The sequence below is a fragment of the Pseudomonas sp. D1-36 genome (assembly GCF_051132205.1).
Taxonomy (GTDB): Bacteria; Pseudomonadota; Gammaproteobacteria; order Pseudomonadales; family Pseudomonadaceae; genus Aquipseudomonas.
In genome coordinates this window covers 2276715-2302635 of record NZ_CP071674.1, presented here as the reverse complement: position 1 = coordinate 2302635, position 25921 = coordinate 2276715, and the positions used below count along the sequence as shown (strand labels likewise).

The following is a 25921-nucleotide window of genomic DNA, read 5'->3' as shown; positions in this document are numbered from 1 at the left end:
CCATGCATTGCCTGACGGGATTTCGACTCCTCAACATTGCAGCACTCAGCGAGCACTTCCACTGCGTGCTCGCGACTCTCACCATAACCATTATCCGGCTGAAGCAGGCCTCCGCGAAACGCAGAACACTATCGCCAAAACGCGGAGCAAACCATCTGCTCTGCAGCCGAGGTCAAAATGATGCGCCCACTGCCTGAGTACGAAATATTTGCCGTGCGCTATGCACATCTCGATCGCTCGCGCCGCGACAACTTTATAGCTCCAGATCCACACGATGGTCCGATGCCCATGGACTATTTCGTCTGGGTAATTCGCGGCTCGTCCAATCACTACCTGGTGGACACCGGCTTTAATCAGGCTGCGGCTGATGCTCGCGGGCGAACGCTGCTGCGCTGTCCAATTCAGGCATTACAGCTACTGGGTTTAACTCCCGAAGACATACGCGAAGTCATCCTTACCCACATGCATTACGATCATGCCGGCAACGTGGATTTGCTACCGAACGCCCGGTTCCATCTCCAGGAATCGGAGCTGCACTACGCGACAGGCCGTTACATGCGCTACTCCCCCCTACGTCACCCTTTCAATGTGAATGATGTGATCAATATCGTACGGGGCGTCTACCAACAACGTGTCGTCTTTCATCAGGGCAGCACAATACTCACTCCGGGCGTTGAGCTGATCCACATTGGTGGTCATACCCAGGGACTGCAGGCCGTGCGGGTCCATACGTCGCGCGGCTGGGTGGTCCTGGCCTCGGATGCGAGTCACTACTACGACAATATGATCGAAGAATCGCCATTCCCTTTGGTGTTCCACGTAGGGGACATGCTCGATGGATATCAAAAAATACTCTCCCTGGCCGACTCGCCGGATCACGTGATCCCAGGACACGATCCAATGGTGCGCAGGTACTTCCCCTTTGAGGGCGACCCGATCAACGACATTGTTGCTTTACACAAAGCCCCCCAAATCGAGCGACGCTGAGGGTCGCAGGACAATGTCTGCGTGATAGTATCGAGGCGCTACCCTGCCCCTTGGCCTCCGTATACAGACCATTCTACAAGAGGTCGAACACATCGACCCGTACTTTTTGGAGGCTTGCTGCGTATGCGCGGTGATAACCATAAGTTCCTTCGGGAACCGCAGGATGCTTTAAACATCGCTCTGCTCAGTTCGAAGTTGTACCCTCCCAGCTTCGCTCAACTTATCCCGCGGCCACACCTCCAGAACCGTCTGATGGAGGCGATCGACACCCCGCTGATCCTGCTGCAATCCCCACCAGGTTATGGCAAGACTTGCGTACTTGCGCAGTACTGCGAGAGTTTACTCGCGCAGGGTAAACGCGTTGCCTGGTTAGCTATCGACAGCTCCGAGCGCGAACTCTCGGTTTTCACCGCGTATCTCAAGGCGATGATTGAACTGGCAGGCCAACCCCGAGCACGATCAGGGCAGTTGACCCGAGTTGGCGACACGGGGTTGATGGATGCTCTCAACGCTTTGCTCGCCTTATTGGATGGGCACCTGGCGACGCCTCTCTATCTGATTTTTGATGACGTTCATCAACTCGCGGGCAGCGATTCCGTCCGGGTCCTTTCCATGCTAATTGAGCGAGCTCCCGCCAACCTCCATTTTGCTCTCAGTTTCCGCGGTGAACCCTGCCTGTCGGTAGCGCGACTTCGAATGCACGGCAAGGTATTCGACCTAGGCGTACGCGATCTCTATCTGACAGACATGGAAACCAGTGCACTACTGGAATTGCATGGCGTTCAAGGAATCGATCAACGCCAGCTTCATACGCTGGGCAGGCGCCTCGAAGGATGGACCGGCGGCCTGGTTTTGAGCGCCATCCAACTCCGTCGCGATCCGGAGTTGATCCACAACCTCACCCACTTCTCCGGCGACAGACGACAGTTCGCCGAGTTTTTTCTTCAGGACGTATTCAATCGACAGTCTGCAGTCATTCGAACGTTTCTCTTGCGCACCTCTGTGGTGGAGCGATTGTGCGCCCCGCTATGCCATCTACTGACAGAAATTGAGCACAGTCAAGAATTGCTGCGCGAATGCGAAGGTCTTGGCTTGTTCCTGACCCCCATAGACGACCAGCAATCCTGGTATCGCTATCACCCACTGTTCGCTGAGTTCCTGAGGAGGGAATTACGCGAACAGGACGGCGGACTGCTCCTGTCCCTGCACGCCCGCGCCAGCGACTGGTTTTCCGAGCAAGGCGATTACCTGGAGGCCTTCAACCAAGCCTTCGCTGCGAGAGAAATGCACCGTGCAGCAGAAATCATGGACACCCATTGTCAGGACATTTTTGCGACCCAGGAGTATGCCTGGCAAATGGTGGATAAACTGCCGAGAGAGATCATCGGGCGCTTCCCCTACATCCTTCTCGCGCAGGTTTGGCAGCTTGAAATGCTCTGGCAATTTGAGACCTGCGCAGAACTGATGGAGAAGGCTCGTCAGCGCATCAATCAGTTAGAACGCGATAAATTGCTACCGGAAGAGAAGCTGCGTTCGCTCAATTACTTACTTCAACACCGTGAGTTGATGCGGGCACTGATGAGTGACGACCTGTCCACTGTGCAAGTGCGTGCCCAGGCCCTGCTTGAGTCTTACGACGACGCCCATCCCGTAGTACGGGCCAGCCTTTACACGGCGCTGATCAGTGCTCAGCGCGAACATTACAAACTGGGCGATGTGGAGCGCTTAAATGCTTTGGCTACGGAGCACCTGAAGCGCTTGCCCAACGACCTGGGCCAAGTATTTCACAACGCGGTTGTCGGCCCCTCAAGACTGATGGTTGGCCGAACACACGCAGCGATCCAGGCACTCAATAACGCTCTCAGAACCGCAGAACACCTTGCCGGCAAGAGCTCACCCCTGGCGGCGATGGTCGCTGTGCTGCTGGCCAAAGTTCACTACGAGCGCGATGAATTGGAACAGTCAGCAAGTTTGCTGGACCACTACCTTCCTCAAGCAACATTTATCGGCTACGTCGATCAGGCAATTGCCGGTTGGTTGACCCGCGCTCGTCTTTTGATGATTGAAGGCAATCAAGCCGCTGCATTCTCCACGCTGGATGAGGCGGATGTGTTTGCGACTGAGCATAACTTCGAACGCCTGCGACTGTTCACCTTGGCCGAGCGCCTGAAGTGGTTACTGCGCCGGGGAGATACCGACGAAGTCATCCGCCTGGGTCGGCGCAATGGACTACGATGCCCGATCAATGACGTCTCGCCCAGCACACGAGCAAATACTCGTGATGAAGCGCGCGCCATAGCGTGGATCAGAATTGCGCAGGCCGAAGATCGCTTACCAGAGGCATTGAACCTGGCAAAGCTTTGGCACCGGTATCTTGAAAATGTCGACGCGATACGAAACATGATTCGCTGGGGTTTACTGATCACCCACCTTTCGGTGCTGTCCGGAGACCATAGGGCAGCTCAGCGCATGTTACGCAGAACGATATTGCAAGCAGCCCCTTGCGGTTTCATCCGCGTATTCCTTGATGAAGGACCGTGGCTGGAAAGCCTGCTTCGAGAACAACTGAAAAATGCGGTCCTGAGTAAGGAACCTGCCGATGCCTTTGCGACTGACTTGCTGAGTCGTATGCAAGGATCCGAGGGCGTCACCCTCAAGCCAAGCCTCGACACGAGCGACCCCTCGCCCATCCTTGGAGCGCTGAATAGCCGCGAGATCGATATTCTGGAAATGGTCGCCATGGGCCTGCTCAATCGGGAGATCGGCGGCAAATTAGGGATGACCGAAGGCTCGGTGAAATGGTACCTCCAACAGATATACGACAAGATCGGCGTCCGTCGTCGCACGCAGGCCGCTGATCGGGCGCGCCAACTCGGCATATTGCGCTGATAACGGTGAAGATTAACGATCGGTTATCAAACATCCTGCCCGTCCTGGACGGATATCGAGCAGTCCCCTCCACCTGCTGCGCAGGGGACAGCCCGGATAGGTCAGGTGAAGTCAGTGTGTCTCTTGCGAGAAGACAATCCCACCATGAGCGCCGAGCTTTGGGGTAGTCCCGGTTTCATCGGCTTTCAGATATACCTCGTTCCAATCGGCGCGATAATCACGACCAGCAAGGTTGAAGACCGAGGTCAACGCTTGGCGTCGCAGGTCGCGATCGTTCACCAGCGTGAAAAAGTTGTCCTCATCCTCCTGACGTTTGACTGGATTCTTTTCCTGCGTGCGGCGTTTCATCTCAATCGCTGTAGGGTTGGCGATCTCGAGGAAACAGCGGCGACGCTCATAGGCGTACCAATCCAGCGCGTCATCGGCATACTTTTCATTGATGACCCCACCCAGGCACTTGCTCAACATGTCGGCGTCTTGAATGCCACTGGTGAACCCCAGGCCACCTATAGGGTTAGTCGCATGGGCAGCATCACCTGCAAGCAACACACGACCTTGGCGATAGGTACTGGCGGAGCGCTGGTGGACTCGGTACGAATTAGCCATTAGTAGTTCGTACGGTTGCTCCGGGTCCGGGAAAAATTGTTGGATACGCTCGGGGATTCGAGCAAGACGTTCCTCCTCGGACAATTCGCCAGCTTCGCCATATGCAATTCGCCACTGATGGTTATTGTCGATCTTGGCAATCACCGCCCAGTTATCACCGTTCGCAAGCATTGTGGAGGGTGCGTAGCCGTGCTTGTCAAAGTCATAGATGACATTGGTTGCCATGAAGACTTCGTCCCAGGTGAACCCCTCAAATGCGATATCCAATTCTTTCCGGACACTCGAGCGGGCACCATCGGCGCCAATTAACCAGTCTGCTTCAAGCGTGCGCGGCCCTTCGGCAGTCAGCACGGAAACCATAACCTGCTCATCGCTTTCCAGCACAGTATCGAAAACGGTATCCCATAAAAGGGCAGTGCCAGGCAGTTTCAGGAATGCTTCCAACACAATCTCGGCCAGCAGATCCTGCCCAAAATGCAGGTTATAGGCATAAGGAGTGAGGTCTTCAATATCGCGAAAATTGAGGCGACCAACAGTGCCCGACATCATAAAACGCAGGTTGTATTCATAACCCCACGCCGCGACTTTCTGAGCGGATTCAAGCAAACCAAGCTCATCCAGCACCTTCAACGTAGATGACAGATACACCATCGCCCGGGGCCAACGCAGGATATCTCGCTCTCGGTCGATAACGGTGACTTGCGCGCCCTGACGGGCCAGCCCCAGCGCCGTGATTAAACCTGTCGGTCCTGCGCCGACGATAATGACTCGTTTACCTGTGGCCATCTAAAACTCCGGTTCGTTGTTCCTTGTGGACAGCGCAGAGCAGTCTGCGAGCAAGACCGCAAATCCGAGACTGTTCGCGCGACGCAGTCTGCATTTACTCCTGAACGGCTTAGGGGATGACCTACCCAAAGATAGCGTTGGCTCACCAGGACCTTGCGAGATTCGCGACAGGTGCACGTCGCTATCCTTCGATAGGTGCAGCTCACGCGGTCTTCATCAAAATCAGTGCTTGCGGACTACTGCATGGATCTGCCCAGTTGCAGCAATGCAGCGGGGATAACAACAATCAGAAGCGCAGGACCTCATGACCCATTCCGATTTTTTTTGTTGCCCACTCAATTCAAATGGCGGCGACGGACCTCAGGTACTTCTGCCTGAGCGAATCCGCGCTGTAATCATCGCTAAATGGCAATCCGAATGAACCGCCGTGACTTTTTGAAAGTTGGGCTCACCTGCGGTGTGGTTGCCGGTTTCAACTCCAACGTGATTGCCGCAAGCCTCGACGCTGCTGCGCTGCGCCAACCCGACTTAGTCATCGCTGATAACCGGTTCGAGGCGAGCCAACGCTTTGGTAGTGAGGCAGCACGCAATGGTCTGCCCCACCACATGATCGACGGAGATATCACCGACCTGTGGTTTGAAACACTGGACCCACAGTGGCGCCGGCATCCCACAATCATTGCAGGCATGACAGCCCCGCAACCGCTCTTTTGCCTTGAGCGCCTTGCTCAGGACCGCGGCATGAGAGTAGTCCTGCGCATCACTCATGAAGCTTTGCCGAACAATCAGCTAAGCCATCAGATTGAAACGACAGAGCATTTGCTTCAGCCATTGAGCCAGCTTCTGGAGGGCCCGGATTGGAGCGAGCGCATGGCCAGGCTGGCCGGTGTCTGCTCGTGGCGTGGTACTCCGGGTTCGTGCAGCTCGCATCGCATCATTTCAGGGACTGCTGACGCCAGCCTGCTTGTCAGTCCACTCGTCAGCTGGGTTATCGCTCCGCTGATCAGCTGACACATCACAGTTCGATTTACGAGGTATAGATATGCAAACCCCGCCCGGCGTCAGCGCCGAAGACTTCGCCCAGGCACTCAGTAAATTCAGGCAAGTGGTAGGAGACGAATGGGTCTTTACCAGCCAGGAAGACCTGCATCTGTATCGCGACTCTTACTCGCCCTATTGGGGAGAGGCCGAAGAAATTCTCGCATCGGCGGCAGTGGCTCCATCAAGTACTGAAGAAGTTCAGCAACTGATGCGCATCGCCAACCAGTTCAAAATCCCGATGTATCCGATCTCCACAGGGAAAAACCTGGGCTATGGAGGGTCAGCACCCACCTGTTCAGGTTCGGTGGTACTGGATCTGAAGCGAATGAACCGGATCCTGGAGGTTAACGAGAAGCAGGCCTACTGCGTCGTAGAGCCAGGGGTCAGCTACTTCGACCTTTACCGTTATCTGCAGGAAAAAAACATCAAGTTGTGGATGGATGTTCCTGACCCAGGCTGGGGGAGCATGTTAGGGAACGCTGTAGATCGCGGAGCAGGTTATACGGCTGCACAGTTTCGCAACCACTTCGATGCTCATTGTGGAATGGAAGTGGTGCTGGCCAATGGCGAGGTAATGAGAACGGGTATGGGAGCGATGCCTGGCGCAGAGACCTGGCAGCTCTACAAGACCGGCTTTGGTCCTTGGGTTGACGGCATTTTCAGCCAGTCAAACTTTGGCATTGTGACCAAGATGGGATTTTGGTTGATGCCTGAACCAGAGGCATTTCTAAAAGGCACAGTGCACCTGTCCAACTATCGGGACCTCATACCGTTGGTGGACATCATGACCGAGATGGAGAATCAAAAGATCTTTACCGGCTTTCCGGACATCAACAGCCCTCTGCTGGGATCGCCAAGTCTGGCCGGCCTGCACGACTTCCTGCTTCACGGGCCGGTGGCGCGCGATGCCGAGTACAAAGCACTGGCGGACCGCGGCGCGAAACCGCAAGAGTATGAAGGCTACGGCAAGCAACATGGCATCCCTTTTTGGAATGGCGCCTTCACTTTCTACGGTCCCGAAAAAATCATTCGCGCTCAATGGAAATATGTCCAGGAACGCTTTCGCAAAGCAATTCCTGACGCCAAATTTGAGGAAAGTGAGTATTACGATCTGCCCCTGTCGCCAGAGCAGCAAAAGCAGGTGCAATATCCCGCTCAGTTTGGCATTCCCAACATGCGCGCCTTTTCGATCGGTGCACGCTCTCACTGGAATCCCGCACCACCTTCCGAAGGTCATGCGTGGTTTTCCCCGATAATTCCCCGAGACGGTGAAGCCATTCTTAAAATCAATGAAGTGCTCGGAACAGCCGCTCGGAAACTCGGCGTGCCATTTGCTTTCGCCCTCAACGTCCCCGTCCCCTGCTGGGAACGGTGCTTTGTTTTCATCATCCCGTTCTGGATCTCAAAAGATCCTGCAAAGAACAAACAGACGCGGGCAGCGTTTCGCGCATTGATCAAAATCGCCGCGGAAAATGGCTGGGGTGAGTACCGAACCGCCACCGCCTTCCAGGGCGATGTCATGGACACCTACTCCTTCAACAGCAATATTCTATTGCGCTTCCATGAAACGCTGAAGGATGCCGTTGACCCTAATGGCATCATCTCTCCGGGGCGCTATGGAATTTGGCCGAAGAATCTACGGCAGGAGAAAAAACCATGAAGCCGTCACTCCTGGCCCTCCTCGCAAGTGCGCCGCTAAGCTGGGCCATAACCGCAGACGCCGCAGAAAGCCAAGGCAAGTTGGTGTATGAGAAGTGGTGTGCTCCTTGCCACTCTCGAGGGGAGGTCTATCCCGGCACTACGGCCTTGGATGCGCGATATAAAGGAGCCGTTCCAGCAAGCCTCGAGGACCGCTCGGACCTTTCGCCAGAACTGGTCAAGTACTTCGTTCGCAATGGCATTTCGGTGATGCCATTTTTCCGCAAAACAGAAATTAACGATATTGAGTTGGACTCCCTGGCGCGCTACCTCGCCGAGCCTGCAAACAAAAAGCAGACTGGCAATTAACGGGAATTGTGCCCATAGCCGTTCGACAAATCGTCCACTTCAGGACTTTAGGAGCGCGATAGCGTCAGCAAATTCATGGCTGACCAGCTACCAAGCTCCTCTTTTTGTTGCGCCACCAAACTTCCTTTGCGCACTGGCATTACGCGCCAGGGCCAACCCCGGCTTTCAATTCACACTAAAGCTGCCAACCCATTGTTGTAGTTCGCCACTCAATTGCGTGAGGGTGAGACCGCATTGGGCGCTGCCTTTCACATTCGAAGCAGTGCTGTCCGCCAAATCCCGCACCCGTGTAACACTGCGCCCGACATCTTCTGCCACTGCGTGCTGTTGTACTGCCGCGGCAGCGATTTGCTGATTCATCTGCTCAATCAGCGAGACTGCGATACTGATTTCTCCAAGCGCTGTGCTTGCCTTGCCTGCGAGTTCTACGGTTTGCCGGGTGAGCGTGAGACTTTCCCGACTTTGCGCAACGGCTTCGCCAGCAATGCTCTGCAAGCTATGTGTAAGCAGGTCGATTTCCACAGTGCACTCCTGAGTCCGCCTGGCCAGGGCTCGCACTTCCGTCGCCACGACGGCAAAGCCGCGTCCCTGATCACCGGCTCGCGCAGCTTCGATTGCCGCATTGAGGGCAAGCAGGTTGGTCTGTTCTGCCACTGATCGAATGACGTCAAGCACGCCACTGATTCGATTGCTTTCCGTCTCCAGGCGAACCACCGACTCGGTAGAGCGCTCAACGCCGAGCGCCAGTCGATCAATCTGCCGTACCGTCTCACCGACAACGTCCACTCCGGCTGTTGCCTGACGTTCCGCCAACTCTGCGGCCTCTCGGGCCTGCTGCGTGTTATAAGCCACTTCCTGAACGCTCGCGACCATCTGCGTCATCGCCGAGGCAGCTTGCTCAGACTCTTGCGCCTGAACATGGGCTGTATTTTGACTGGCAATGCCATATTCAGAAAACGCCTGCGCAACCTGCCCAAGTTGATGGATGCCATCGCCGATTCCAGTCACCAGCCCCCGCAATCCGTCACACATTCGCTGCATGGAAGCATACAACTGACCTATTTCGTCACGACGATGGCTGTCCATCCGAACCGCCAGATTTCCTTTTGCAACTTCTTGCAGTACCCCTACCGCCTTTCGTAAAGGACCCACTATTTGGGCCTGAAGCACGAAGGTAGAGCCTGCCGCGACGAAGAGGAGCAGAAGCACGCTGGCGCCGAGCGACTGGAATATGTGTGCTTTCAAAGCAAGCATTTCATGGCTTTGTGCGGAGTAGACCTCCTTTCCTAACTCGAGAAGCCGCCCAGCATCTTTGTCCAGGCCAGTGTTAAGCGCCTCGATTTCCTCACGCCCAGCAAATAGGCCGACGGAATCGGTCAGGCGGACCAAATCATCCAGGTTTTGAGCATAGTGTCCCGCTGACGACGCCATTTCACCCAGAACATCCGCAGAGGAATGTCCCGGTTGGCTGACCCGCAGGCGATCAAGTTCGTGCTTGAGTTCACTGATCAACTGTTGCGCTTGCCTTGCAGCCTTATTTTCTCGGTAGTGGAATACTGCGGAGGTCCTGTGCAGCGCGAATGGTTATCTGCTGCAGATCCAGGCTGATCCGTTTGTTTAGGTGAATGAGCCCATTGTCATTGCTCATTCCTAGAATCCCATCAAGCATTTTTCGACAACGCCTGCCGGAAGATAGGTGAGGGGAAGAAAGTCTGATCTCGATACTGAACTGGATGCCTATGGCGTCGACGCGGCGTGGACGAAATATGAAGCGAAGGTGCGTTTTTCCATAACGCTACGCCTCCATTCTTCGTATTTATTCAGCGGACCTACCATCAGGAGTGCATTTTATGAGCAGCTTTCCATTCGGCGACCGCAGGGGTGATCACCGCACTTACATCCGAAAAAAATTAAACATTGATAACACTGGAACTGTCGTATATCAAAACGGAACGGGTGAGTCGTTGGTGTATTTCCATGGAGCCGGAACCTGGCATGGAATAGGGTTTTCCGATCAGTGGGACAAGTACTTTACGACGTATCTGCCCTATCATCCGGGTTTCGGCGCGTCGGCAATCAACCCTCGAATTGATTCAATTCAAGGTTATGTCGATCACTACGCCAAGCTATTTGACGTGTTGGGCCTGGATCGCGTTCACCTGGTCGGAACCTCGCTTGGGGGATACCTCGCTGCCGAGTTTGCGGCGCAGCATGGCTCGCGCGTAAATCGGTTAGTGCTCGCGTGTCCCGCCGGCCTTGATGTGAAGGAGCATCCGCCCACTGACCTGAGTAAAGTTCCGCCAGAGCAGATCCCCAACTACCTGGTACACAATGTCAGCAGCCTGGCGCCCTACCTCCCTGAAGGGCCAGATGAAGAATTCAATGCCATGCGCAAGAAGGAAGGAGATTCAGCCTGCCGGTTATTACTCAACGGGAAAATGATAAATACCGCGATGCCTTCGACCCTGCAGAAAATTCAAACGCCTACCCTGGTTGTCTGGGGTAAAGAAGACAGAATTCTTCCGGTCGGCCAAGCCGGACACTGGCAACAAGCCCTTCCCCACTGCGAAGTGAACATAGTGGGAAATGCAGGGCACCTGGTACTGGACGAATCCGAAACCGCTCGCCATGCCGTTCGTGAATTCCTGCTGCGCGATTAATCAATAAGCGCGCAACACCATCGCAATGTCCGACTTCCAGCGTTTCGACAAAACCTCGGGCTATCCACCGCCGAGAGCCGTAAACAAGTGCGGCATCACCCACACGCAGTATTCAAAAAGAACGCCGCACTCAGTGCGGCGTTGATTGAACGATGCTTGCTTAGACGCCTCTCACTTCCAGCGTCGCACGACTACATGTCCGACTCTGAGGCTCTTGTAGCTCGTCGAACTCGCAAGACTCAACGGCGACATGTTGACTCTCGCGAGCCTGAAGCTGTGGTTTCAGCAGGAAACTGGCCAACGCGGGCAGCAAGATCAGCGCACCGAACATGTTTACAAGGAACATAAAGGCCAACAGCATACCCATATCGGCTTGAAACTTGATGGGTGAGAACACCCAAGTCGCAACGCCCGCCGCCAATGTCGCGCCCGTGAGCATCACCACTCGCCCTACGAACAGCAGTGAACGGTAGTACGCTTCACTGAGTGATGCCCCCATACGCATCCAGGCTAACGTCACACTTAAGATATACAGCGCATAGTCGATCCCGATTCCTACTCCCAAAGCCGTTACGGGTAGCGTAGCGACCTTCAGCCCGACGCCCACCCAAACCATCAGCGCTTCGGCAAGAATACTTGTCAATACGAGCGGTACCACTGCGACCACCACCGCTTGCCAGGAGCGAAATGCAACCAGTGCAAGCACAATGACGACGAGATAGACCCCGACCAGCATCAAGTAGTTGTGGTGCTTGACCACTTGATTGGTCGCCGCCTCAATGCCTGCGTTCCCCGCAGCGAGCAAGAACTTCACGTTTGCGGTGTCGTTCTCCTTGGCAAAAGCCTCAACAACTTCCACCGTTTGCTGGAGTGTCTGCGCCTTGTGGTCTTTCAGGTAGGCGTACACGGTAAGGAGATCACAATTGGTGTTAAGCAGCCCCCGAGGCGTTTGACCGATCAGCGAGTTCAACGCCGCTTGATTGGGCAGAATTTCTGCCCATTTGAAGCTGCCTTCGCTGTAAGCAGAAGTCATTTGCCTGGCCAGGTTGGCAAAGGAGTTGGTGGCTTCGACGCCGGGTAATTGCCCCAAAAGGATTTGCAGATCGCGGACCTTCACCAGCGTTTCGTAGTTAACACATTGATCAGGAGGGGTCTTGACCATAATTGCCATGACATCACTGCTGGTCGCGTAATGGCCGGTCAAGTAGGCGTTATCCAGATTATATCGAGAATCGGCACGTAATTCCGGAGCCCCGGCATCCAGATCCCCCACCTGCAACCGCGACGCCACCACTAAACCGGCTACCGCCAATATCACTGCGCAGGCAATCGCGCCAATAGCCCAGCGCCGCTGGGTGAAGAGTGTCAGCACTCGCCACAGGGAAAGCCTTTCATGAGACGCGTCCAGGGAATTTTGCTCTTGGACAAGAGCCCGTTTGGCCGCACGATCGTTGACCCCTGTATAGGTTAACAGGACGGGCAGCAGGATTAGATTGGTGAAGATCAGAATGGCCACGCCGATACTCGCAGCGATGGCTAACTCGCGGATCGCCTGAATATTGACCATGAACAGCACCGCAAAGCCGACCGCATCGCAAACCAACGCTGTAAAGCCTGCCATAAACAAACGCCGGAAGGTATTGCGTGCCGCATGAAGACGATGCATGCCGCGGCCGATATCCTGCATCACACCATTCATTTTTTGCGCACCGTGACTCATCCCAATGGCAAAGATGAGGAACGGAACCAGAATCGAATAGGGGTCCAGGCGAAAGCCAATCAACGGTAAGATTCCCAACTGCCAAACCACAGCGACAAGGGAACAGGCCACAACCAACAAAGTACTTCGCATACAATGGGTGAACCAAAAAACCATCGCAGCCGCAATGGCGACGGCAATTGCAAAGAATATTAATATTTGATTCAAGCCATCAATCAGATCGCCGACGACTTTTGCAAAGCCGACGATATGAATACTGACACCCTGACCTTCGTACTTCCTCCTGATGTTTTCCAGTTGTTTGGATAGCTCACCATAGTGAAGCGCCTTCTGCGCTTGAGCGTCATAATCCAACAAGGGAACAACGATAGCGCTCGACCGAAAGTCGGCAGCCACCAATTTTCCGACTTCTCCCGAACGAAGAATGTTAAGCCTCAACTGCTCCAGGCTGGAAGAACTGCCATCGAACGTATCCGGCATGACCGGGCCGCCATCGATACCCACTTCGGTCACCATCAACCAACGGGTGCTTCGAGTCCACAAGGACTGCAGAAAGGGTCGTTCAACGCCGGGAATGGTGACAATTTCATCGTTTATTTTTCGCAAGGTCTCTAAATAATCAGCGTTCAGAATGCTATCGCCCTGGGTAGCAACCACCACTCTTAGGGTATTTCCCAGGCCTTGCAGATCGGCCTCATTAGCGAAATAGTTTTGGATATACGGGTGATCATTAGGAATCACTGCCTTGAAGCTTGCATTCAGGTCAATATGCTGAGCACTCCATCCCAGGCAAACCGTTACTAACGCGCAGAACATCACGACAAACAAGCGATTGTTAAATAAAACCCGCTCAAGAAGCGTACCGGCAGCAGGATCAAAATCTTCGACCTTTGTCGCCGAGGTCGTCTCAATTTTCATGTCTGGAATCTCACGGCGCAGGGACGGTTTGTGGCCCGAGAGGCCCCACCGCAATCAAACTTTTGGCGGAAACAGGAAGAACGTAAGCAGTGGGCAAGCCTCGAACCGACAGCAAATTGAAAGTGCTTCCACGGTCCTGGCTGGAGATCATTTGACCATTTTCCGCCACTAACAGAAGGGTGCCATCTTGAAGTACCGCCCCCGCTTGAATGGAGGCCTCAATACCACTGCTGACTTTATTCCAGGTCTTTCCGTCGTCCAGGCTGCGTAACACTTTCCCGCGCAATCCATAAGCCACAAAGACGTGATTGCCAGGAGACAGAATGCCAAACAGTGTTCCTTCGAACGGGGTCTCACGGTGAAACTCTTCGGCCCTGATCTGACGCTGAACAATGCCTTGTTCGCCCACCAGCACCAGGCCCTCGTCCGTTTTAGCTATTCCGTAGTAATGCAGGCCCATCGGGTTATCGAGTTGTCTGTCCAGAGATACCCAGTGTTTACCACCATCCAGGGTGCTCAGCGCATAGCCAAAGGCGCCTACGATGGTGACCTTTTGCCTGTCCTCAACATGGAGGGCGAGAAAAGGCTTGTCCGGGCCATCGCTCATCAACCGCTCAGCTTGATCGACGCTAATACCCTTGGCGATCCCTGGGGCACCCGTAGCTGATCGGGAGGCGGCGTCATGGATAAATTGAGCGACTTGAACACCATCCAGTTGGCGGCTCCAGGTTTCACCAGCGTCCTCAGTGCGAAGCACCACCCCTGAATGACCGATTGCCCAGCCAACTTTCGCATCCGCGAACTCGACAGCCGTAAGCAGTACACTGGTCGGCACCTTGGCTTGGCGCCAACTCTGACCCTGATCATCCGACAGGACGATACGGCCCGACTCGCCGACAGCTACCAGGCGCTCGCCTGCTTTGGTCACGCCCAGAAGAAACGTTGAAGCTGGCTGCAGTACTTCACGGGCAGGACGGTCCAACACAGCGGGTCGCCCTTCCTCGGCACTCGCGCCATATGCAGCGACAACCAGATACAATGCGCTCAACCAATGAGCTGCGCGCGCGATCGTATAAACCATCTTATGACCCCTTTGAGCAATAGCTCCGCTCAGTAATGTCCGAGCGACCATGGGCCGCCCGGACCATGGTTTTAACGCAGGGCGTCTTGTACCAATGCTTCAGCGGAATAAAAGGAACGAGGCTTCGGGGTGACCGGAAGGTACTTGGTGTCCAACTCGCCCAAGGTATAAGCCTGTTGTTGAAAGTCTATTGACATAAAAGGTCGCATCACCACACCAGGCAGATCATAGTTCACAACCGGGTAGTTGATCGCACCGCGATAGAGCTTGTTTTGAGAGTCCCAAAGGTCTGCCATAACGATGGCCCATGTATCCTCGTCCATATAGACACGGCGCTTAGGCACAACGTTTCGAACGCCAGGCTTAAGCGTCGCCTCAACCTCCCAAACCCGATGCAGCTCCCAACGAATGACATTCGGATTAAGCACTTTTGGAGTCAACAACTCCTCCGGAATAACGGAAAAAAGCTTGTTGGTATTATAAGGAATATACATCTCCTTCTTTCCGACCAACTTCCAATCGTATTGCTCTGGGGAACCGAAGAACCCATAGGCCTCATCGAACTGAGTCAAGCCGGACATCAGAAAGTTTGGCGTATCAAACTGTACATTAGGTAGTTTTCTAACCCGGCGCTGACCCGGCATATATTGCCATGAGCCTGGCTGCTGGCTGGTGAAGTCTTGCGGCCAAATGCCGATCAATGCCTCACCTGCACTGCGACCCGGAGCGGTGGTTAACGATCGATGCCATTGAAAGAACCCATCAAAATCCTTTTCGCCACCAGGTAACGCATATCGATAGAAGCCGTCCATTTTTAACGCAGCCGTCAACGAAGAACGCCCCTTGCTATCGACCATATACATTCCACCCTCCATTTCCACTCCGACTCCTTTCCAGGAAAGGAAGTGATTCCAAAGAACTTCTGAACCATTCTTCGGTAAAGGGAACGGGATACCACCGTAGGCATGGGTGACACCCACACCGTCGCCACTGAGCTGCGCCGTAGTAGCATTGGTTTTCGTGTAGTTATAAAAAGCCTCTGGAGCCGACGCGGTGCGATGCGTTGGATATACATCAAGGCGCCACTCGGGATTTTGCTGTAACAGTAACTGCACCGTTTGAGATAGTTGATCCTTGTAGGCTGCGGCGTTCTTGCTGTTAATAACCAAAACTGGTTTTTCGTCTGGAAACGGGTCACTGTTCATACTGCCCGGCTTGTGGCCAGTAGGCATGCCTTTGTAACCACCCGACCACGCAGGAATACTACCTGATGCGTTGCCCGATCGCTCGGCACCAAGCGGCGTAAGCTCGCTGTTCAGTTTCGCCGCCTCCACTGGGGTTACAGCGGCTCGAACAGGAGTATTGATAAGCGCTACGAAAAACGCAGCCGATAGCAGAAATTTCACACTGTAATTATTCATGAAAAAAATACCTGATTACATTTAGAAGGATCGACTGACAGACGCCATCAGGAAATCACGCCCCGAGTAGTAATTACCCGACTCACTACCAAAGAAGTGGGTCGCATTAAGGCCCAACTTCCAGTCTTGTTGGTAAGTACCGACCACGCCGACAGTGAGATCGCCCCCTTCGTTACTACCATAATTATTAAAGGCCGCGGAAATCGGAGACTTACCTTTAAAGTTGTAGCCAAGACCAATTGGAAGTTCGATATCCAGACTTGGCATCACCTGGAAGTATTGAAAGGTGGTGACGCCGCGAATATCGTAAACCGAATCATCTAAACTGGTATCACGTTGCTCCTTGTTTTTGGTGACCTCAAGGAGTTTATGTCCTGCCAACTCTGCGGCGATACTGACACCATCCCACGCGGGCCCGGCGTTTCCGACCCAGATTGCCGATACCTGGGCGTGCAGCGTGTTACCCAGGACATCCGGGACAAGTACATTGCCGTTTGCCCGAAGCGGCACACCATCGCGATAAGATACCTCCCCTCCAAGGTTCAGCGAGCCGTACGACATGTTGGCGCTCAAACCATACAGTCCAATCTTCTCCTTATAATCGAGAAAGTACTGTCCAATTGAACCCGTTGCCGGATCAAAGCCGCCTGAAGGGACGGTATTGACACGGGGAGTTTTGTCATTATAGCGAAGTGCATAAGCGCCGATATCGAGGTTCAAGTCGACTGGTCGCCAGCGCACCGACACCCCATATTGCGCAGCGTCCGGTTCTTTATCAGAAGCACGATAAAAATAGGTACCAGAGCCCGCGATGATTCGTTCACCCCCTTCGTCCAAAAGGTCAACTGAGGATAAATAACTGCCCGCCGGGGGAATACGGGTTTTTTCCCATTCAAACTGGTAGTAGCCTTCGACTACCCAGCTATCAGATAACAGCACACTCATTGAAAGCTGGTTGGTCGGAAGGAACACTTCCTGCGCTTTAATATTAGGAACGCTTAACGCTTTGTAAGCATCCACGGGTGCCATACCGGCAGCAATGCCGTTATCGGTAAAAAATAGACTTTCGCCCCAAATAAGCGTGTGTTGCCCTAATCGCATGCTGACCGGTACATCCATCGGCGTAAACTGACCGGATATAAAGGCGTTCATCAGCTCGATTTTCTTACCCGCCCATTTCTCTGTCTGGTCGGCAAAATGATCGTTGCTGACTGAGTACGGGTTAAACGTCGATGGCGAGTTGTTATCGTTGTTGCGGTTGTAGACGTTGTCGTACCAGGCCGCACCACTCAAACTCAGTCCAAAGTTTTTCCAACGCGCATTGAATTCGCTCAACCAGTCAAACCGATTCATCATCAATGATCCTTTATCGAAATTTCGATCAGGATCATCGACGTTCGGATTGGCCAGGTTTTTATCATTAGGTTCACCGAGGCGGGAACCCAGGGAGTACTTGAGGGTGTTGGTCCAGTTAACGTCGACTTCACCCACTTCGAACTGTGCTGCGCGAACAGCTGAACTGGTACTGAGCGTTGCTAACGCGAAGCCCAGAAGCGCAGCGGTGAGCAACGACCTCGACGTAAACTCTCCCTTTTTTCCAGTGTTGAAACAGATACGGTCTTTATTAATCGCCATTATTATTGTTCTCCGATTATCGGTAAGGCTCATATTTTGACCAGGCAGGTGAAGCCTGACTTTTGAGTCCTATCCAGCTGCTAGTTAGCCGCTGTGAGCCGAACGTACGGAGTCGGCACAACCGGGAACACCTATCCAAAGATAGACCCGCCTTTGCTTGAATCTCCCCCAATTCTTGCCAAGGCGTGCGGCTAGCCCGCCAACATCTGTTCACGTCCGCCACCTTTTCTTATTTCTCCAGGCTAGAGCTCTTGCGCTCTCCTGTTCGGCCTTCCAGCGCCGCAGTAAGGCAGGTTGTCATGTCGGTGCAAGCAGACACCCCAGTTCACGTGGCCCAAGGCAAAACGGCTAGCGCGTCGATCCAACCGCCATCCGATAGGTGCTGCATGACCCCGCCTCTCGGTAATAACAACTATCCGTCCAATACAAAAACAGCGAGATTTGAGATGAGTACAGCCTCACGTTTATTCGACGTATCCGGTCGAGTTTGTGTAGTCACTGGTGGAGCAAGCGGTATCGGATTGGCCTGCGCAGAAGCGCTTGCAGAAAATGGTGCAAAAATCACCCTGATGGATATCAATGCCCATTTCCTCGATGACGCGGTCTCTTCGCTCACTCGCCGCGGCTTTGACGTACGTGGTGAACTCGTGGACGTCAGCGACCGGGCGTCCGTCGCCAATGCATTTCAAAACACAGTCAATCATTACGGCAGACTGGACGTGGTGTTCGCGAATGCAGGGATCGATTCGGGTCCTGGTTTTCTTGGGCGCGAGGGGCAGCGACTTTTGCAAGGTAGCCTGGAAAACCTCGACCTCAGCAATTGGGAGCGAGTCATGGCGATCAATCTGAATGGCGTGCTGTACTGTCTGCAGGAGTCAGCCAGACATATGAAGCCCCAGGGTTCCGGCAAGATCGTGGTGACCACGTCGATTGCAAGCTGTCTCAATGCCGCCTGGGTAGGCACGTCTTACTTCCCGGCAAAGGCCGGCGCCTCCCATTTGATGCGTCAAGCCGCTTTGGAGCTGGCCAAGTACAACATTCAGGTGAATGCCATTGCCCCGGGTGCATTCGCTACCAATATCGCAGATGGCCATGTCAACGATCCCGAAATGCGGCGGTTGCTGGAGGCGGGAAACCCGCAGCATCGCGTTGCGGAGCCCGCAGAAATCAAGGGGGTTGCGCTCCTCCTCGCCTCTGCAGCGTCTTCCTACATCACCGGTACCGAAATCGTTATCGACGGTGGCGGCCTGTTAGGCCAGGCAGACTAACCAGAGCCGCAGAGCAAACGCCCTTATCCGCAGTGCCAACCTGATGTTGGCGCTGCTGATTCAGAACGATGATCCAACACACTTGATCGAATCGTTGCGCAAGGGTTGGCCCTCTGCTCAACACCGATGACTACGCCTTGCTATAGCGCAACGGAGGTACTCCAAATCGCCTGCGAAACACCTCGCGAAAGGCACGCTCCGATTGATACCCCACGGCTTCAGCCACCCGGGCAACCGGATTGCCGGCGCGCAGATGCTCCGCCGCCACCAGCATCCGAAGATCTATCAAATAATCGATGGGCGACTGACCCACCAGACGAGTGAAGCGGCGACCGAAGGTATGACGAGACATTCCCGCCTCTTCCGCCAGTGACTCGGTGGTCCAGTGCTCACCGGGGCGCGCATGCATGGAAACCAGAGCCTGGCGAATGCGTCGATCCGCCAGCCCCTGCAGCCAGCCGCTACTCTCCCTTGGAACTGACAGCGCATGCGCTCGGATAAAACTTGTAAAAATCACGTTTGAAAGATGTGCAGCAGTCGCCACGTAACCGGCGCGGTTGGCCGTATCTTCGCTGACGAGAAACTCCAGCATTGAATTCATCCAGGGGAACATGCCACTGGCACTTCCGTGCAGGTGAATCATCCGGGGCAATGACCGTAACAACGGATTGCTGTCCGCGGCCTGAAGTAAAAAGGCGAGAATCATCATCCGCCCCTTCTTTTCGCCCTGTCCCAATTCCAGTCCGGAAATAGGAGCCGACTGTCGTTCTCCGGCGACCAGCAGCGGTAATCCTCTCGCATACCAGTAGTCCATCAAATCGATGCAGTCCGCGTCAGGGCTCGAGGCCACCGTATACGCAGCTCCGTGCAATATCAGAACCGAGTCGCCCGGCTCGAGCCGAACCGGGGCTTGTCCCGAAACCGTCAACCACAGCGGGGCATCAAGGCAACACAACGTGAAGGCGCTGGCGGCAGAAAAGCCGGGAACCCTTAGCCCCCACGGATCCCCCAGCGCATAGATGCCCCCCGAGTTCACCTCTACCTTAAGAGATAAAAGTACTTCGCCTAGAAGATCCACGCGCTCCCCCAATGTGATGAATTCAGCCGAAAAACGATGCTATACGGCATAGAAGACTAATCCTCGCATCCATAAGCTGGCGATACAAATACAACAAGCCACCGGAGGATCTATGTATTTGCACAACTGCTGGTATGTGGCAGCGTGGAACTATGAGGTGACTGACGGGCTGGTTGCTCGAACCATTATCAATGAGCCAATCGTGCTCTATCGCATGGAGAATGGTGCCATCGCCGCTCTCCAGGACCGCTGCTGCCATCGCTCGGCGCCGTTATCTATCGGGAGAAAAGAAGGCGACTCCGTTCGCTGCATGTACCACGGCCTGAAGTTTGACAGTTCAGGCAAATGCACCGAAATACCTGGTCAAGACATCATCCCTGCGCAGACATGCGTCCGTAGCTTCCCTGTCATTGAACAAGACAGTTGGGTATGGGTCTGGCTCGGCGACCCACAGCAGGCAGATCCCACGCTTATCCCTCCAGCTGTAGGTCATGATCATCCAGATTGGATTTTCCGATCAGGCAGCATCGAGTATCAAGCCAATTATCAGTTGGTTAACGACAACCTGCTGGACTTTTCGCACCTCTATTTCCTCCATCCAGAAAGCTTCGGCATGGGCATAGATTGGGCACACGTTCGACCGAAGGTTAGCCGGCTCGATCGCGGAGTACGTGTAGAACGTTGGTTACCTGCCCAACCCACACCGAATCACATCAAAGGAGTCGTGAATTCCGACACGGTTGATATTTTTACGGCCTACGATTATTTGGCACCGGGCGTAATGGTGATGAATTCGTACAGTTTTCCGCGTGGAACCCTGGAGCAATTCAATGGTGAAAAACCGCAGGACGTAGCGCCCATTACTCACGACGTGACATGCCAGGCCATCACGCCAACTGATGACACTAACTCAAGATACTTTTTCTCTTGGGCGCCTAATCGCCATGCGCTTGCCGGATGCAGCGAGAAACTTGCCGATGACATGATCGCTATTGCCCGCATGGCCTTCGAAGAAGATCGGATCATGATTGAGGCTCAAGCCCGCGTCCTCCAACACACCCCGAATCCAACGCAAGTCCCCATCGCTTTTGACAATGCCTTGTCCCAAATGCGGTGGGTTTTGAATAAGTTGAAGAAAGATGAACAGGCCCAGGCTGAGCTGATCGCAATGCCCGAATAAGCCTGACGCACGCACTGTGCAAGCCCTAACGAAGCATTAAACGTCGGCCAACTCACAATAAAGGAGAACAGGATATGTCTGATAATCGTGGTGTGGTTTATCTGGGCGCGGGAAAAGTGCAAGTGCAAAAAATCGACTACCCGAAGATGCAAGATCCTCGGGGTCGAAAGATCGAGCACGCAGTTATTCTCAAAGTGATTTCTACCAACATCTGCGGCTCCGACCAGCACATGGTGCGAGGCCGTACCACTGCTCAGGTTGGTCTGGTTCTGGGCCACGAAATCACAGGTGAAGTCATCGAAAAAGGCAGCGACGTTGAAAGTCTGAAGATTGGCGACCTGGTGTCGGTACCTTTCAACGTAGCCTGCGGTCGCTGTCGTTCCTGCAAAGAGCAACACACTGGCGTTTGTTTAACCGTCAACCCCGCCCGTGCCGGTGGCGCCTACGGTTACGTCGACATGGGCGACTGGACTGGCGGACAGGCCGAATATGTTCTGGTGCCATACGCCGATTTCAACTTACTCAAATTGCCGGACCGCGACAAGGCCATGGAGAAAATTCTCGACCTCACCTGCCTGTCCGACATCCTGCCCACCGGTTACCACGGCGCCATTACCGCAGGAGTCGGTCCGGGAAGTACTGTGTACATCGCAGGGGCCGGTCCGGTCGGTCTGGCAGCAGCTGCGTCGGCACGTTTGCTCGGTGCTGCGGTGGTGATCGTCGGTGATATCAACACAATCCGCTTGGCGCATGCCAAAGCCCAGGGTTTTGAAATTGTCGACCTGTCGAAAGACACACCGTTGCACGAGCAAATCGCCGCACTATTAGGCGAACCGGAAGTGGATTGTGCGGTTGATTGTGTGGGCTTCGAAGCCCGCGGCCACGGCCATGACGGTGCGAAACGCGAGGCACCGGCCACTGTGCTCAACTCGCTGATGGGGGTCGTGCGCGTGGCAGGAAAAATCGGCATTCCCGGCCTGTACGTCACCGAAGACCCGGGCGCTGTGGATGCTGCGGCTAAAATGGGCAGCCTAAGCATTCGCTTCGGCTTGGGCTGGGCCAAATCCCACAGCTTTCACACAGGCCAGACGCCGGTGATGAAGTACAACCGCCAACTGATGCAGGCGATCATGTGGGACCGCATCAATATCGCAGAAGTGGTGGGAGTGCAGGTCATCGGTCTGGACCAGGCTTCAGAGGGTTACGGCGAGTTCGATGCCGGTGTGCCAAAGAAATTTGTAATTGATCCCCACAGAACCTTCAGTGCGGCTTAGCACCAACAGGCCTCAATGCGTAGCGGCCAACTACCGCTGCGCCTTGATCGTAACGAGTTATTCACTTCCTTGAACCGCGCACTCCCTAGCCTGTATTCGGGGTTCCAAACCTGTGGTCCGGCCATGTCGCACCGTTCGTCAAAAAACTATCCGCACTACCGAAAGATAGGACTAATTCAACTGCAGACATCGCAGCCTGTAGCTAATTTGTGCCCTCAAGAGACGAAGAAATGAAAACAAGAATAAAAACAATCACGTTGTTGGCTTGTCTATTCGGAGCAATGGCTATTTTATTGGTTTCACCTGCACCCCGCAGGGAAGTCGTCCAAGTGCCTAGTGCCTGTCAGATAGCGAATGCACCCTGCAATCTGCCGCCAGGCTTTCGCGGATGGCCCTCGATCCCCTAGGGGCGACGGCATCTATCCACATGACTGGGAGGTCGGCCTCAGGTTAGCGGCGTCACGTTCGCCTGGGATCGTTAACTAATAGATGATTTTTACTATTGCTCATATACAAATACTTTCCGAGGTGCGATTTGGAGATGAGGACCGAGAGCTGCTCGTGACATACGTCCCCACGCATCCAGGCAACCAAAAGCGCGCTCAGCAAATTCGTTTTAGCAAGGAAGCAACACACCAGTTGATTTGTGCTATCCAGGCGCGTGACTCGGCTGTCGCCCCGTCCTTGGAAACGCTGCTCAGCAAGCGAGATTCGCGGCATCTCCCCCGTTTCGCTACACGACGTGCACTATGCTAGCACCAAAGAAACCAGCTATGACGACATTCAGGCTATGGAGAGTTGAACGCAGCCAAAAGTAATCATCAACGCACGATACGGACACACCTCTGTTCATCCTACCTACGGCCTTAATCGGCCGTTTTCTGGTTCAGATTGCTCAGGTCCCAAGGAGAACTAGATGGTTCAAGGATGCAGTGTCGCATCCGTTTATGCGACATTGAAATGAACGTCATGTCGAAGCAAGCCGCTCAACCTGATAGGTAAACCCCGCGGGAGCCTGAGCCTAACAACACATATTCCGCGGCGACGCTCCTACAACTTCGACGTATCAACAAGCCAGGATATAAAAAACTTGCAAATAATCAGAGCAATACAGGACAGCAACCGCACGGAAGCCTAGGGCACGATGTTTAGATCTTTCGACATTACCTAGCGGGGCTGCCCTTTAATAGGAAGCTACCCCTAATGCACGGACCTAGCAGTTTTAACCCCTACGAAAAGCTCTTTTACAGACCCATCGAGGCGGCCATACGCTGGTGTGACTTGATGGATTACGAGGCAAAAATTCTCGGGTTAGTTTGGGATAGCCCTGAGCGTGTTATCACAGCCTTCCCGCAATGGCCATGCCTTTACAAGAAATTAGAGATAATCCTGGATGCCATACGAAATCAGGAGTTGCGCTACGGTGCTTTAGGCACCACCGTTACGCCAGGCACACCTGTCGACTTCAAATTGCTGACCATCCGACATTCGGACCTAAAGTCATGGATAACCCATCAATATCCAGATCAGCGACCGTCCTTTCTTTTTCATCCAACCGCTACTGACGAGGCTGTCCGCTATGACACCTACCTTATTCTGCAGGCAGATAGGGAAGCCCTTCAGGTACGGTTGAAAGTAACCGAAGCGAGACTGCAGGAGTTAATGGACGAACTGACCGCTGCGGGACTGGAACGCGAAAGTCTTAGCGCGCTTGCTGAGGATAAAAAAGATGTGAGCGAGCATAGCAAAGCCAGCTTTCTCAACATCATTGGAGCGCTACTCGAAACGATGCTCGGCTCCTCCGAAGCAGGAAGACGTCATTCGATATTCAACAGCCAAGCCTCAATCGTCGACTCCATAACCGCACATTACGGCGACGTTCCTGGGCTAGGTAAGCGTTCACTGGATGAAAAATTTGCGGCGGCTCGTCGGAGTCTTGCCCAAGCTAGGCGGTAAGGTTGTATTGCAATATCGTCAATTGCATTGCAATGACTAATCTCATTTTCTGCTATTCACTGCAGGTCACTTCCCACCACGCGCCAAGCGGCGCCAGGAGTGACCAGCATGTCCAGCTCATCCGTCTCGCTCACTGACAGCCCTCAACCACCGGCCGAACGTCACATCATGCGGCGTGACGAAGTGGAGCGAAAAACCGGCTTCAAGCGTGCGCACATCTACAATTTGATGAAGGAGGGTAAATTCCCTCATTCCAAACGCATTGGACTGCGCGCCGTCGGCTGGGACTCGCTGGAGATCGAACAGTGGATCAATGAGCGTTTGGCGCAGCAGGCCTGATGCCATGGTTGTGGTATCAGTGGTGTCCACCAAAGGTGGAGTAGGCAAAACAACAGTGGCTGCCAATCTCGGCGGTCTGCTGGCGGATGCTGGCCTACGCGTCCTGCTGCTCGATCTGGATAGCCAACCCACCCTCTCCAGCTACTACGCCTTGAAACACGAGGCCATCGCCGGTGCTTACGAACTCATCGCGCTCAACCAGACAGATCCTGCGCAGATAATTTCCACGACTGTGGTCGTCGGTCTCGACCTGATCCTCTCCAACGATGATCAAGGCCGACTGAGCACTTTGCTGCTGCACGCCCCTGACGGGCGATTACGGCTGCGCAATTTGCTCGACCATTTCCGCCCCTGTTACGACCTTTTATTAATCGACACCCAAGGCGCACGTAGCGTGCTGCTGGAAATGGCCATCCTGGCCTCCGATCTCGCCCTCTCTCCCATTACGCCGGAGATGCTCGCCGCCCGCGAGCTGCGCCGTGGCACCTTGAAGCTGCTCAGCGAACTCGAACCGTTCCGCCACCTGGGCATTCCACCACCACCCTTGCGACTGCTACTGAACCAGGTGAACGCCATTAGGATCGACACCCGGATGATCGTCTGTAGTTTGCGTGAGACCTTCGCTGGGGCCACCAGCATCTCCGTGTTAGACACTGTAGTTCCAGATGCAGTGGCGTATCTCAATGCTGCCTCCCTCGGTCTGCCAGTCCACCGGATCGAGACGCGCCGGTCCCATAAAAGACGCTCGCCATCGGCACTGGAAACCATGCAAGCACTGGCCATCGAATTGTTCCCGGAATGGCGCACAGCGATAGCTACTTTGAGCAAGTGCGAGGAGGTTCGATGAAGTGAATTGCCAAGCTGTAGTTCTCGAAACGAAATTTGTCTGATCGACGTTGAGGCCAACTGCGTTTGGCAAGGAGTCTTTTGATGTTGGACCAGCTTCCTATCATTGTTCAACCATCCATCCACCCCTGCCGCCCACCTAGCGAGGACTACTGCACAGTGGTCTTTCGTCTACAAGAAGGGCGCTCAGCCATGGGGTCGTTCCTCGCGGAACTGTCTCGTTATTTCG

At 54.2% G+C, this 25921-nt stretch carries 19 protein-coding genes; 12 read left to right on the top strand and 7 right to left on the bottom strand.

Features of this window, described 5'->3' with window-relative positions:
* Nucleotides 1-177: 177 nt before the first annotated feature.
* Together J3P76_RS10455 and J3P76_RS10450 are read left to right on the top strand one after the other, a co-directional pair.
* Nucleotides 178-987 carry an N-acyl homoserine lactonase family protein gene (locus J3P76_RS10455; RefSeq protein ID WP_434701868.1) on the top strand — a complete coding sequence of 270 codons (810 nt, stop codon included), beginning with the start codon at nucleotides 178-180 and terminating at the stop codon, nucleotides 985-987.
* A 252-nt stretch (nucleotides 988-1239) separates the two neighbouring features.
* On the top strand, nucleotides 1240-3876 hold the full coding sequence (locus J3P76_RS10450) for a LuxR C-terminal-related transcriptional regulator (RefSeq protein ID WP_434701867.1): 2637 nt from the start codon (nucleotides 1240-1242) through the stop codon (nucleotides 3874-3876).
* A 111-nt stretch (nucleotides 3877-3987) separates the two neighbouring features.
* On the opposite strand, the gene J3P76_RS10445 is transcribed toward J3P76_RS10450, so the two are convergent.
* Nucleotides 3988-5268, bottom strand: a complete 1281-nt coding sequence (locus J3P76_RS10445; protein ID WP_434701866.1) for an FAD-dependent oxidoreductase — start codon at nucleotides 5266-5268, stop codon at nucleotides 3988-3990.
* A 417-nt stretch (nucleotides 5269-5685) separates the two neighbouring features.
* Here J3P76_RS10445 and J3P76_RS10440 point away from each other — a divergent pair, with 417 nt between their 5' ends.
* From J3P76_RS10440 to J3P76_RS10430, 3 genes are read left to right on the top strand one after another with little or no spacing between them, the layout of a single operon-like run.
* A complete protein-coding gene (locus tag J3P76_RS10440; RefSeq protein ID WP_434562942.1) occupies nucleotides 5686-6279 on the top strand; it encodes a hypothetical protein in 594 nt (197 codons plus the stop codon).
* Between the two features lie 31 nt (nucleotides 6280-6310).
* Nucleotides 6311-7969, top strand: a complete 1659-nt coding sequence (locus J3P76_RS10435; protein ID WP_434701865.1) for an FAD-binding oxidoreductase — start codon at nucleotides 6311-6313, stop codon at nucleotides 7967-7969.
* Nucleotides 7966-8316 carry a c-type cytochrome gene (locus J3P76_RS10430; RefSeq protein ID WP_434701864.1) on the top strand — a complete coding sequence of 117 codons (351 nt, stop codon included), beginning with the start codon at nucleotides 7966-7968 and terminating at the stop codon, nucleotides 8314-8316. The genes J3P76_RS10435 and J3P76_RS10430 overlap by 4 nt, the downstream gene beginning before the upstream one ends.
* A 165-nt stretch (nucleotides 8317-8481) precedes the next feature.
* Here J3P76_RS10430 and J3P76_RS10425 read toward each other — a convergent pair whose 3' ends face one another.
* Entirely contained in the window at nucleotides 8482-9570 is a 1089-nt protein-coding gene (locus J3P76_RS10425; RefSeq protein WP_434702026.1) for a methyl-accepting chemotaxis protein, read from the bottom strand.
* 596 nt (nucleotides 9571-10166) lie between these two features.
* Between J3P76_RS10425 and J3P76_RS10420 the strand changes: the two genes are divergently transcribed.
* Entirely contained in the window at nucleotides 10167-10976 is an 810-nt protein-coding gene (locus tag J3P76_RS10420; RefSeq protein WP_434701863.1) for an alpha/beta fold hydrolase, read from the top strand.
* A gap of 160 nt (nucleotides 10977-11136) precedes the next feature.
* On the opposite strand, the gene J3P76_RS10415 is transcribed toward J3P76_RS10420, so the two are convergent.
* From J3P76_RS10415 to J3P76_RS10400, 4 genes are all read right to left on the bottom strand, one after another.
* Nucleotides 11137-13614: an efflux RND transporter permease subunit gene (locus J3P76_RS10415; RefSeq protein ID WP_434701862.1), complete on the bottom strand. Its 2478-nt coding sequence runs from the start codon at nucleotides 13612-13614 to the stop codon at nucleotides 11137-11139.
* A 10-nt stretch (nucleotides 13615-13624) separates the two neighbouring features.
* Nucleotides 13625-14695, bottom strand: coding sequence for a YCF48-related protein (locus tag J3P76_RS10410; RefSeq protein WP_434701861.1), 1071 nt, complete (start codon nucleotides 14693-14695; stop codon nucleotides 13625-13627).
* A 71-nt stretch (nucleotides 14696-14766) separates the two neighbouring features.
* On the bottom strand, nucleotides 14767-16116 hold the full coding sequence (locus tag J3P76_RS10405; protein ID WP_434701860.1) for a DUF1329 domain-containing protein: 1350 nt from the start codon (nucleotides 16114-16116) through the stop codon (nucleotides 14767-14769).
* Nucleotides 16117-16137: 21 nt separating this feature from the next.
* Entirely contained in the window at nucleotides 16138-17751 is a 1614-nt protein-coding gene (locus tag J3P76_RS10400) for a DUF1302 domain-containing protein (RefSeq protein WP_434701859.1), read from the bottom strand.
* Nucleotides 17752-18137: 386 nt separating this feature from the next.
* Between J3P76_RS10400 and J3P76_RS10395 the strand changes: the two genes are divergently transcribed.
* Nucleotides 18138-19019, top strand: a complete 882-nt coding sequence (locus J3P76_RS10395) for an SDR family NAD(P)-dependent oxidoreductase (RefSeq protein WP_434701858.1) — start codon at nucleotides 18138-18140, stop codon at nucleotides 19017-19019.
* 130 nt (nucleotides 19020-19149) lie between these two features.
* On the opposite strand, the gene J3P76_RS10390 is transcribed toward J3P76_RS10395, so the two are convergent.
* Nucleotides 19150-20097 carry a cupin domain-containing protein gene (locus J3P76_RS10390; RefSeq protein ID WP_434701857.1) on the bottom strand — a complete coding sequence of 316 codons (948 nt, stop codon included), beginning with the start codon at nucleotides 20095-20097 and terminating at the stop codon, nucleotides 19150-19152.
* A gap of 112 nt (nucleotides 20098-20209) precedes the next feature.
* Between J3P76_RS10390 and J3P76_RS10385 the strand changes: the two genes are divergently transcribed.
* The 5 genes from J3P76_RS10385 to J3P76_RS10365 all read left to right on the top strand — a co-directional run bounded on the left by J3P76_RS10385 (nucleotide 20210) and on the right by J3P76_RS10365 (nucleotide 25693).
* A complete protein-coding gene (locus J3P76_RS10385; protein ID WP_434701856.1) occupies nucleotides 20210-21277 on the top strand; it encodes a Rieske 2Fe-2S domain-containing protein in 1068 nt (355 codons plus the stop codon).
* A gap of 74 nt (nucleotides 21278-21351) precedes the next feature.
* Nucleotides 21352-22551, top strand: coding sequence for a formaldehyde dehydrogenase, glutathione-independent (gene fdhA, locus J3P76_RS10380; RefSeq protein ID WP_434701855.1), 1200 nt, complete (start codon nucleotides 21352-21354; stop codon nucleotides 22549-22551).
* A gap of 1284 nt (nucleotides 22552-23835) precedes the next feature.
* A complete protein-coding gene (locus J3P76_RS10375; protein WP_434701854.1) occupies nucleotides 23836-24507 on the top strand; it encodes a hypothetical protein in 672 nt (223 codons plus the stop codon).
* Nucleotides 24508-24615: 108 nt separating this feature from the next.
* The gene (locus J3P76_RS10370) at nucleotides 24616-24846 is read left to right on the top strand and encodes an AlpA family transcriptional regulator (protein WP_434701853.1); all 231 of its coding nucleotides are present in this window, start codon (nucleotides 24616-24618) and stop codon (nucleotides 24844-24846) included.
* A gap of 4 nt (nucleotides 24847-24850) precedes the next feature.
* Nucleotides 24851-25693, top strand: a complete 843-nt coding sequence (locus tag J3P76_RS10365) for a ParA family protein (protein WP_434701852.1) — start codon at nucleotides 24851-24853, stop codon at nucleotides 25691-25693.
* Nucleotides 25694-25921 lie beyond the last annotated feature (228 nt).